The 8376-nt window shown below is 52.8% G+C and carries 14 protein-coding genes; 8 read left to right on the forward strand and 6 right to left on the reverse strand.

Going from position 1 to position 8376, the window contains the following annotated elements; translation table 11 throughout:
- Nucleotides 1-43 precede the first annotated feature (43 nt).
- Nucleotides 44-949 (forward strand): tetratricopeptide repeat protein, encoded by a 906-nt coding sequence (locus KORM41_RS12825; protein ID WP_156431975.1) that lies wholly within the window; start codon nt 44-46, stop codon nt 947-949.
- 117 nt (nt 950-1066) lie between these two features.
- On the opposite strand, the gene KORM41_RS22270 is transcribed toward KORM41_RS12825, so the two are convergent.
- Nucleotides 1067-1330 carry a ribbon-helix-helix domain-containing protein gene (locus KORM41_RS22270; RefSeq protein WP_231727263.1) on the reverse strand — a complete coding sequence of 88 codons (264 nt, stop codon included), beginning with the start codon at nt 1328-1330 and terminating at the stop codon, nt 1067-1069.
- 73 nt (nt 1331-1403) lie between these two features.
- Between KORM41_RS22270 and KORM41_RS22275 the strand changes: the two genes are divergently transcribed.
- Complete coding sequence (locus KORM41_RS22275) at nt 1404-1604, forward strand: hypothetical protein (RefSeq protein ID WP_068148565.1); 201 nt, start codon at nt 1404-1406, stop codon at nt 1602-1604.
- Here the strand turns inward: KORM41_RS22275 and KORM41_RS12840 are convergent.
- A complete protein-coding gene (locus tag KORM41_RS12840; protein WP_068148568.1) occupies nt 1601-2311 on the reverse strand; it encodes a ParA family protein in 711 nt (236 codons plus the stop codon). The genes KORM41_RS22275 and KORM41_RS12840 overlap by 4 nt on opposite strands.
- A 257-nt stretch (nt 2312-2568) precedes the next feature.
- Here KORM41_RS12840 and KORM41_RS12845 point away from each other — a divergent pair, with 257 nt between their 5' ends.
- Together KORM41_RS12845 and KORM41_RS12850 are read left to right on the forward strand one after the other, a co-directional pair.
- The gene (locus tag KORM41_RS12845; RefSeq protein ID WP_197421122.1) at nt 2569-3747 is read left to right on the forward strand and encodes a glycosyltransferase; all 1179 of its coding nucleotides are present in this window, start codon (nt 2569-2571) and stop codon (nt 3745-3747) included.
- A 95-nt stretch (nt 3748-3842) separates the two neighbouring features.
- Complete coding sequence (locus KORM41_RS12850; RefSeq protein ID WP_068148572.1) at nt 3843-4349, forward strand: nuclear transport factor 2 family protein; 507 nt, start codon at nt 3843-3845, stop codon at nt 4347-4349.
- 549 nt (nt 4350-4898) lie between these two features.
- On the opposite strand, the gene KORM41_RS12855 is transcribed toward KORM41_RS12850, so the two are convergent.
- Both KORM41_RS12855 and KORM41_RS12860 read right to left on the reverse strand, forming a co-directional pair.
- Nucleotides 4899-5180, reverse strand: a complete 282-nt coding sequence (locus KORM41_RS12855) for a hypothetical protein (RefSeq protein ID WP_156431977.1) — start codon at nt 5178-5180, stop codon at nt 4899-4901.
- A gap of 50 nt (nt 5181-5230) precedes the next feature.
- Nucleotides 5231-5764 carry a hypothetical protein gene (locus KORM41_RS12860; protein WP_068148580.1) on the reverse strand — a complete coding sequence of 178 codons (534 nt, stop codon included), beginning with the start codon at nt 5762-5764 and terminating at the stop codon, nt 5231-5233.
- A gap of 117 nt (nt 5765-5881) precedes the next feature.
- Between KORM41_RS12860 and KORM41_RS12865 the strand changes: the two genes are divergently transcribed.
- Entirely contained in the window at nt 5882-6085 is a 204-nt protein-coding gene (locus KORM41_RS12865; protein ID WP_068148582.1) for a helix-turn-helix domain-containing protein, read from the forward strand.
- A 27-nt stretch (nt 6086-6112) separates the two neighbouring features.
- Here KORM41_RS12865 and KORM41_RS12870 read toward each other — a convergent pair whose 3' ends face one another.
- Nucleotides 6113-6997, reverse strand: a complete 885-nt coding sequence (locus KORM41_RS12870) for an ImmA/IrrE family metallo-endopeptidase (RefSeq protein ID WP_068148585.1) — start codon at nt 6995-6997, stop codon at nt 6113-6115.
- On the reverse strand, nt 6997-7332 hold the full coding sequence (locus tag KORM41_RS12875; protein ID WP_068148590.1) for a helix-turn-helix domain-containing protein: 336 nt from the start codon (nt 7330-7332) through the stop codon (nt 6997-6999). Before KORM41_RS12875 ends, KORM41_RS12870 begins: the two co-directional genes overlap by 1 nt.
- Nucleotides 7333-7473: 141 nt before the next feature.
- Between KORM41_RS12875 and KORM41_RS12880 the strand changes: the two genes are divergently transcribed.
- The 3 genes from KORM41_RS12880 to KORM41_RS12890 are packed head-to-tail and all read left to right on the forward strand — an operon-like array spanning nt 7474 to nt 8190.
- Nucleotides 7474-7695 (forward strand): DUF2188 domain-containing protein, encoded by a 222-nt coding sequence (locus tag KORM41_RS12880; RefSeq protein ID WP_068148654.1) that lies wholly within the window; start codon nt 7474-7476, stop codon nt 7693-7695.
- Between the two features lie 13 nt (nt 7696-7708).
- The gene (locus KORM41_RS12885; protein WP_068147979.1) at nt 7709-7918 is read left to right on the forward strand and encodes a hypothetical protein; all 210 of its coding nucleotides are present in this window, start codon (nt 7709-7711) and stop codon (nt 7916-7918) included.
- 59 nt (nt 7919-7977) lie between these two features.
- The gene (locus tag KORM41_RS12890) at nt 7978-8190 is read left to right on the forward strand and encodes a hypothetical protein (RefSeq protein WP_068147794.1); all 213 of its coding nucleotides are present in this window, start codon (nt 7978-7980) and stop codon (nt 8188-8190) included.
- Nucleotides 8191-8376: the final 186 nt, after the last annotated feature.

The following is an 8376-nucleotide window of genomic DNA, read 5'->3' on the forward strand; positions in this document are numbered from 1 at the left end:
CACTGGGCTGTTGCTCGGCTACATCGCGGGCGGGGGAAATGTCGTGTCCGGTTTGCAGGAGACGCCATCCGAAGATGACCGGTTGGGCGACGGCATCAGAAATGCGCTGGAGCTGATCCGGGAAGACCAGGTAAGCGCTGCGATTGATATGCTGCGCCGCCTTGGCGAGCTTGGTAACGCAGAGGCTTTTTTCCACCTCGCTGAAATCCACCGGATTGGTGTGGGGCGCGAGCCAGCACCCAAAATCGCATTGATGTATTACCGGCTTGGTGCCCAGATGGGCAGCAAGCAGGCGGCTCTTAATCTGGCAAATATCCTGTTTTTCGAAGGTGACCGAGATGAAGCATTGGTCCAGGAGGCCATGGCCATCTGGCAGCAATATGCGCTTCTGGGTGACGTTGAAGCCATGTACCTTCTGGGCATGGTGTACTGGAACGGCGAAGGCGGTTTGGTGCCTGACCCGATCAGGGGCTATGGGCTTGTGTGGCGGGCCGCAGGCGCAGGGTATGACCCCGCGACAGAGACAGAGCCGGCAATGCAGCAGCAGCTGAAGCCTGAGGCCATCCAGGCTGCGCATGACTATGCAGGGGACCTTGAAGTCAAGGGCTTCGACCGCAAGCCGCTGGATCTGCATCTGGTGACCGACGCCGAAATAGATCTGCCTGACGACGATCCCGCGTCACTGAAACCTGAAAATTGGGAGGCAGTCTGGCGGCTGGAGGTCGGGTTTGCCATGGGCGAAGAGGACACGCGCCTCTTGGAAACGGAAATCCTTGCCAAAAAGGCGGATACAGTGGGCGACCTTTATCATGAAGTGATTGAAGCGCCCAATAGGCCGGGCCTTTACCGGCTGTTGTTTGGTCCGGTTGGCACGATGCAGGATGCGGTCAGGCGCTGCGTGTCTTTGAAGCGGTCTGGATACGACTGTTTCGCCAAACCGCCGCGCTAGAGCATAGGGAAAACGGTGCACGGGGGAACAGCCGTTTCAGCTGCTCCCCCGCTTGCTCCTCCCAAAGAGCCAGGACTTGGGAGGTGCATCCCCATAACCCTGGTAATCAGGCAAAGCTTATTTTTTTGAGCCGCAAATGCAGCTATTGCCGCGTGTTTCTGACTTCAACAGGTCCCGGATCGCTTCTTCCATCAGGGCTTGTTGGCTGGTGCCTTTTCGGGCGGCCAGAAGACGAAGCTGCATGTCCATGTCTTCGTTCAGCCTGAGCGTCTTGTGCTTGCGCGTGTCGCAGGCCGTCTTCACCTTCGTGGCTTTCGAGGTTCGTACCACCCCGTCCGTTTGCGCCATCAGTGTATGCCGTGCCTCAACGGGGGCTAACAAAGGACGAGGTGGTGTCTGCTCGGGTGCCTTGTGAGGAGGGGCCGAGCAAATCGGTTCATTTACAGCTTCAGGCTTGGCCTTCAGTGATGGTGTGTTTTCCAGTGCCGTCGGCTTTTTCCTGGCCGGCGATTGCCAGCCCTTTTCCGCCGGCATGTCCGGGGCAAAAATATCCCGCGCCGAGGCGGAAGGTTGCGCATGGCCCTTTCTGGCAAGCAATGATGCGGTCAAAGATGCCATTGTCATGGTGCGTTCCTTTCTTGTCTCGGCGACTTAGCTGATGTGCTGCACGTTGCCAAAGCTTGGGCGATTGCCAAACGGTGACCGTCCCGATGCAACAGTCTTGAATGTTGCCCGAAGCGGCAAGCGGGCGATACGGTCTGCCACATAGGCCCAAAGTTCTGAAATCTCAGTGTGCGACTTGCCGCCTGTTGCGGCTTCCATCACGGTTCGGCCGTCAATCATGCTGGCGGCAAAATCCTGCCGGTTGTGGACGACAGTGGGTGCCACGGTACCGTGCTGTGACAGCGCAATGGCTGCCTCGCCAGTCAGCCGTGCGCGCGCTGTGGCGCCGTTTACGACAAACATCAGCGGTTTGCCTGCGCGCTCAACAAGGTCCACGGTGGCACCTGCCGCCCGCAGGTCATGGGGGCTTGGGCGTGTCGGAATGATGACAAGGTCCGACCGGCTCACGACAGCCTGGATCGACCGGGTGATGGCCGGGGGCGTATCGATGATGGCCAGGCGGAACCCCTGTTCCCTCAGGAGATTGAGGTCCTGCTCCAGTGAGCCGATAGCTGTTTGGGCGAAAGCGGGGGCTGTTGCTTCCCGTTCGTTCCACCATTCGGCAAGGCTGCCTTGGGGATCCGTGTCGATGAGGGCGACGGGGCCCGCGCCAGCGCGTTCTGCTTCTACTGCGAGGTGGCCTGAAAGCGTGGTTTTGCCTGAACCGCCCTTTTGCGAGGTAACGGCGATAATACGCATTATATGTCTCCATTGTGCCTGATGGGGTTTTCCCCATTAAAGACTCACCCTAGAGACGCGGCGTAAAAATGACCTTAAGGATTGCAGCAAGTTCGATTATAAATGATTGATAATATTGATAAAATTTTATCGTATGTAGTTGGTGGTGTTGGTAAGCATCTGTAGAAAATGAATTTTTTGTTGTTGTCTTGATCGCGTTTGCGATTGTCCCTAAAGACAGTCGGATGTCGCCAAGGGGGCGAAAAAAGGGTGAATCGGTGAAATATCTGATCGTACATGACGCGGCTCCGGGTCAGTTTGTTCATATTTACAAGCATCTCCTGAAAGCGGGCGGGCATGACATTATCGTTGCCAGCCGCAAGGGATCGACGCTTCGTCTGCCGGTCAAGCAGGTGGTCTATGACTTGCCAAAGGATGTCGCCGGGCCGGATGTTGGCATTATGGACAAGGCGGTCGCGCTTGGCCTCAACCTTTATCGTGAGCTGAAGCCGTTGGCGATTGGGGGGTGGGCGCCTGATGTGATCCTGTCGCATGCGTCGCGCGGGGCCTCTTTCTTCCTTAAGGACCTTTTCCCAGGCGCCCGCATGATCAGCCTGTTCGAATGGTATTATGGAATGCCTACTCCAACAGACGTCAGGACCGGCGCAGAGCTACGCCAGAAGTGCCGCAATGCGGCGGCGACCAATCTGCCCATACTGAGGGATTTCGAGCAGATGGACGCAGGTTATGTGCCGACTGAGTTCCAGCGGGCCCAGTTCCCTAAAGGATGGCAGGGCCGACTGGAGGTGCTTCATGACGGCGTCGATACCAGCTTTTATCGCCCTGCCACCAGCCTGACACTGGAGGTTTCCGGCAAGCGTTTCAAGAAGGGCGACGAGATCGTCACCTACGCTGGGCGCGGCATGGAGCCGACCCGTGGATTTATGGAATTCATGGCCGCCGCCGCCCGCGTGCAAAAGGTGCGGCCTAACCTTCATGTACTGATCGCTGGCGCAGACCGCATCTGTTATGGCGGCAAGAAGGGCCCGGGGCTGAAAGCGCGGGCTGAGGAAGAAATCCCGTTTGATAAAGACCGTATCCATTTCGTTGGGCTGTTGCCTGAGGCCAAGTTTGTCAGCTTCCTTCAGGTCTCCAGCCTGCATGTCTATCTGACGCGCCCGTTTGTGCTGTCATGGTCGATGCTGAACGCCATGAGCGTTGGTGTACCGGTACTGGGCTCCGACACTGAACCCGTGCGCGAGGTTATCCGCGACGGCGAGAATGGCCGCCTTGTAGATATGGACGATGCCGATGCCCTTGCAGACACAATGGACCGCATGCTTGGCGACCGGGCTGGGTCAGCAGCACTCGGCAAGGCTGGGCGGGCCACAATTCTGGAAAAATACGACCTGAAGAAATGCCTGAAACGCCAGCTTCAGTTGATGCACGAGGGCTAGCTGCTGCTAAGCCTTTTCCCCAATTTGCCGATCTGTGCTATTGAGGCTGTCATAAAGATAAGACAGCGTAACCAAGACAGATAGCGAGGAATAACATGAAAGCTTTATTGGTCGCACTCCTGCTGGCAGGGGTGCCTTCTGCTGCGCATGCGCAGGAATCCACGGAAAGTGATCTTTTCAAGGCACTGAAGGAACTTGATGATATTCTGTTCGAACGGTCTTTCAACCGGTGTGAATATTCGGTGCTCAACCAGATTGTGTCAGACGATTTCGAATTCTACCATGACAGCGGCGGGTTTGAGAATTCTAAGGCTTCCTTCATTCAGACGGTTCAGAAAAACATCTGCGGCAACCCCGCCATAAAGCCGATCAGGAAATTGGTGGCCGGTAGCCTGGAAGTGTTTCCGCTATATGAGAACGGTGCACTCTACGGCGCCATCCAAAGGGGCGAGCATGAATTTTTCCTTCGGCAGGAAGGGGTGCCGCTCAGGCACACGTCGACTGCCCGTTTCACCCATGTGTGGATAAAAGAAGGCGACAGCTGGTTGCTGAAAAGGGTGCTCAGTTATGATCATCATTCGCCGGACGAGGGTGGCCGCTAAGGCTTGTCCTGGAGACGACAAAACCCCGCCCGGTCAGGCGGGGGTTTTCATGGGTAGGAGCCGAACGGGCCAAATGGCGCATCGCCGAAGGCGTCGCCGGAATCGATCCTGCTGAAAAGACAAAACCCCGCCCGGTTAGGCGAGGGTTTTCATGGGTAGGAGCCGAACGGGCCAAATGGCGCATCGCCGAAGGCGTCGCCGGAATCGATCCTGCTGAAAAGACAAAACCCTCGCCCGGTCAGGCGAGGGTTTTCATGGTGGAGCCGAACGGGATCGAACCGTCGACCTCTACACTGCCAGTGTAAACCGATCTAAAGATGTGATTTGGTGAGACGAGATATTAATCGGCATTATAAGACTAAAATATTGAAAAACAACAAATATAGTGAATATCTATGTTGCCCCAATGACATCGACTGACACCGGTTGAAGTGGGGCCAAATAAAAAACTTATCCAAAATGGTCTCAAATTTTTATAATAAAAGTCTGAAAATTTTTCGACACATGACACCTATCTGAAGCGTGTTTTAGAGCCGTATTTCTACGTATTCAGATGTCGATTTCGCAGATTTTGAAGTACGCGCCCGACAGCTCGCTGAACCTCCTCGCTGCCGCTTGTAGCTCTTTCGGGGACATCGAATAGTGGGCGGCAAAAGCTAGTTGATGCGGGATTGGCACTTCGCCGAAAAAGCCCCACACTTGCCCGGTGAATTTCTTTACTTCGCCAACGTTGCGAATGCATTTGGCCAACTGTTCGGCATCAATATGCTCTCGATACGGCGCATTCACTGTCGAAAGTATGGTGTAAAATGGGTACCGGACGGTGTTCATTTTGTTGGCCCCTTTGGACATGGGAACACATTGCCTCCACCTTAAAGTTTCTAGGCAAACCCTTGGACGGTTCGAGCTGTTCGCAGTACCATAAACCAAAACCCAAACATGACGGAGGCGACAATACTAACATTTTGCATGTTTTCCTGCATGCCAACCAAGGATGTAAAAAATGGTGCCATGTCATATATTGGGTACAGCATCACCGCTATCCCTGGCAGGTATGGCCAGCGAACGTCTCTCGCAGGTATTATGCTGCCGCAATAGAAGATTGCAAACCCCACTAACCAGCCGATCCCCGGGAAGTCGAGAAATGCCAAGCTTTCATGTTGGCCAATACTGCTGTAGGCGATGCCCCCCATGACTAAATAGAAAAAGAAAAACGGCACGATGCCTTTGGCGTCTGCTTTCGCTCTCTTTCTTTGTCTGGCAACTGCGGGGTTGGCCTGTTCTAGAACCGCATCCTCTACCGCTTCCTGAACTAGCTTTTCAGTTTTTGCCTGCTGTTCCGCTTCCCAATGGCGCCGCCTGGTGTTTTCGACGGCCTGTTCAGCGGCTAAGCCAACTGCAGTTTTCCTGATCATCCTGCTCCTCCTCGCGCCTATTTGTTACTTATAGTATGCAATTCGAAGTGAGTATCAATACCTAATGTGACTCATAGTCTGTAGACCAATAATCTACGATGGCCGAACAGTTGCTGCATGGATATTAAGCAGCAAGTCGGCGCTAACATTGCGAAAATTCGGCGGGAGCAGAACATCTCGCAGGAGGAGTTGGCTTTTCGGTCAGGGCTGCATCGCACCTATATAAGTGGTGTTGAAAGGGGTGTTCGGAACCCCACGATTACCGTGCTCAGTGAAATTGCGACGGCATTGAAGGTGTCTATTGCTGACCTTGTATGCTGAAATGCGAGGCGCATCTCTTCGACAGGACTATCGCCCATAAGCAAAGTGTGGTGTCCAGCTTTCTACTAAACTATCTTCTTCCTCGTCATCAGGATCATCAAGTTCGGGCACTTCTTCCGACGATAAGACCGTCAGCGTAAATCCGTATTGGCCGAGGCCAAGAATTTCCTCGTCCATCACGAAGGAATGTTCCCCTCCAAACCAATCTGAAAACGTTGTCTGCGCACATGTGCGAGTTGCAGAAAGTGCCTGATTTAGGGTCTTATTGAACTGAGCAGTCGCTGAGTTTGGAAGTGCCGAACCTTTTCTCAAGAAGCGTGGTCTAAAGTCTTTGAGCCTTTCTGACATAAATGCGTAAGCAATGGTATCAGCGGAGCTAACAATAATTGCGATGGGATCTCGGCTGCATTCAGCCGTACGAATTGCTGCGGCAGTAACAGAACATTCTGCAATAGAACTTAACTCCAGTATGGAGTCCAGGCCGGGAGGATTCCGATTTATATGTGTTCTCACCAGATGTTCGGGCATCAGAAGGCCCGCAGCAAAGTGATCCGCTTCAAGTTCGATGGAGGAATCCCCTTGGGTGAAGCCAGCTTTAGAGGCGTGTGCCCCACCTTGCTCTTGAATTGCTTCAGGGTGTCCGGGCAAAAAGAAATGCCCTAGCTCGTGAGATATGGTGAAATTTATGAAGCCTTCATTTTCAATATTTGTAGCGTAAAAAATAATGGCCTGGTTGTTCACAAAAATGATCCCGCCACTTACCCCCGCGATGTCGGGCGGTTTAGCTTCAATAGGGATATTGTGTTTACTTGCTATGGTACGCGGGCAGATGGGAAAGCTGTCGAAGCCTGCCTCCTTTGCAATCCGTTCACCTTCCTGTCTCGCCATCCTTAGCTGGAAGCGCTCGGCCATTACTCTTCCTCAGTTTTCTGAATACGAGCATTGATGATTGACTGAATAAAATCTCTATCATTAGCCGTAAGTTTTTCCTCGTTTCGAAAGGCGGTTGTGGCTCCCTGAATATTGTCTGCTTTTCCAATCAAATAATCTGACGAAACACCGAGAGCATTTGCCAGCGCCAGAATGTTGGCGAACGAGGGTTTACGCCTTTTCCCTTCGAAATGGGCAATAGCAGAGGGCTGTAGCCCTGCTTTGCGGGCAAGTTCGGATTGATTAAGACGCCTTAGCTCTCTTACTTCCGCTAGTCGGGTTGCAAAGATTTCACCTGGACTGGATGGGCTTGACATGACTACTCCGTATTTGTTACAATGACGAAATCGTCACAATTGTGTGGCGATATTTTTTAGTCGCACCTATGACAAATCGTCACAAACCATATGACGACAGGGCGTATTTGTCAACGCGCCATGCAAAAAGAGATAACTAAAATGTCTAAGAATCAACATGTTACGCCAAGGCAAGGCCAGTGGGCTGTCCAGGGCGAAGGAAATTCCCGGGCAACGTCCATTCACGACACTCAGGCTGAAGCTATTGATGCCGCCCGAGAAATTGCCCGCAACCAGCAAAGTGAATTGCTGATTCACGGTCGCGATGGACGTATCCGCGCTCGCGACTCGTATGGCAACGACCCCTTTCCGCCCAAAGGATAATAGGAGGCCTGACATGGTACGCATTGATATGAAGTTTAACGGTAAACGCATTACAAGCTCGCAGCAGCTTGAACGCGAAATGAAACGATCGTTTGAAAAAACGATTGAGCAGGGAATCCGTAGGGCTGCGGGTCCGGGCGTTAGAATGAAGAAAACCCGGAATGGCTTTGACGCTGAAGGCTCTCCCGAACAGATCGAACGGATGAAACGGCGCTTGCGTTAGGTCGGGCGTGTGATCAATTCACTTAACTGATAGAAAGCCAAATAGCAGGAGAAGTCAAAATGACAAAAATTGTTGGCAAAAATGACGGCCCTGGAGGTCGTAATGAACACTATGATATTGGTGCACGAAAAGATGTACCGCGCAGGAATGTTGTCGCTGAAATCAAACGCGGCGAACATCCAGATGCACATGTTGTCAAAATCAACGGCCGTGAGTATGCGCGCGACAATCCGGATCGTTCCACCAAGGATAATGTAAACAGGCGGCGTTAAACCGCCTGTTTACTAAATCGCTCTTTTTGATGTGGGTGTTCTTGTCAACCATCCTCACCGGCTGTCTGTTTTCATGGCATAATGTAGCTAGGGATCTCTCGTCCTTTGGGCGATGCTAAAAGCATAGAGCTGTCTTATAATTCATAGGCCAATAAAGTGGCCAATTTTTCTGACATAAACGCCTAT

The organism is Kordiimonas lipolytica (genome assembly GCF_001550065.1).

What these genes read in the sequence shown, in the direction of transcription:
- KORM41_RS12860 (WP_068148580.1), bottom strand. Translation starts at nt 5,764, where the DNA reads ATGATCAGGAAAACTGCAGTTGGCTTAGCCGCTGAACAGGCCGTCGAA.
- KORM41_RS12875 (WP_068148590.1), bottom strand. Translation starts at nt 7,332, where the DNA reads ATGTCAAGCCCATCCAGTCCAGGTGAAATCTTTGCAACCCGACTAGCG.
- KORM41_RS12880 (WP_068148654.1), top strand. Translation starts at nt 7,474, where the DNA reads ATGTCTAAGAATCAACATGTTACGCCAAGGCAAGGCCAGTGGGCTGTC.
- KORM41_RS12865 (WP_068148582.1), top strand. Translation starts at nt 5,882, where the DNA reads ATGGATATTAAGCAGCAAGTCGGCGCTAACATTGCGAAAATTCGGCGG.
- KORM41_RS12890 (WP_068147794.1), top strand. Translation starts at nt 7,978, where the DNA reads ATGACAAAAATTGTTGGCAAAAATGACGGCCCTGGAGGTCGTAATGAA.
- KORM41_RS12850 (WP_068148572.1), top strand. Translation starts at nt 3,843, where the DNA reads ATGAAAGCTTTATTGGTCGCACTCCTGCTGGCAGGGGTGCCTTCTGCT.
- KORM41_RS12840 (WP_068148568.1), bottom strand. Translation starts at nt 2,311, where the DNA reads ATGCGTATTATCGCCGTTACCTCGCAAAAGGGCGGTTCAGGCAAAACC.
- KORM41_RS12885 (WP_068147979.1), top strand. Translation starts at nt 7,709, where the DNA reads ATGGTACGCATTGATATGAAGTTTAACGGTAAACGCATTACAAGCTCG.
- KORM41_RS12855 (WP_156431977.1), bottom strand. Translation starts at nt 5,180, where the DNA reads ATGAACACCGTCCGGTACCCATTTTACACCATACTTTCGACAGTGAAT.
- KORM41_RS12870 (WP_068148585.1), bottom strand. Translation starts at nt 6,997, where the DNA reads ATGGCCGAGCGCTTCCAGCTAAGGATGGCGAGACAGGAAGGTGAACGG.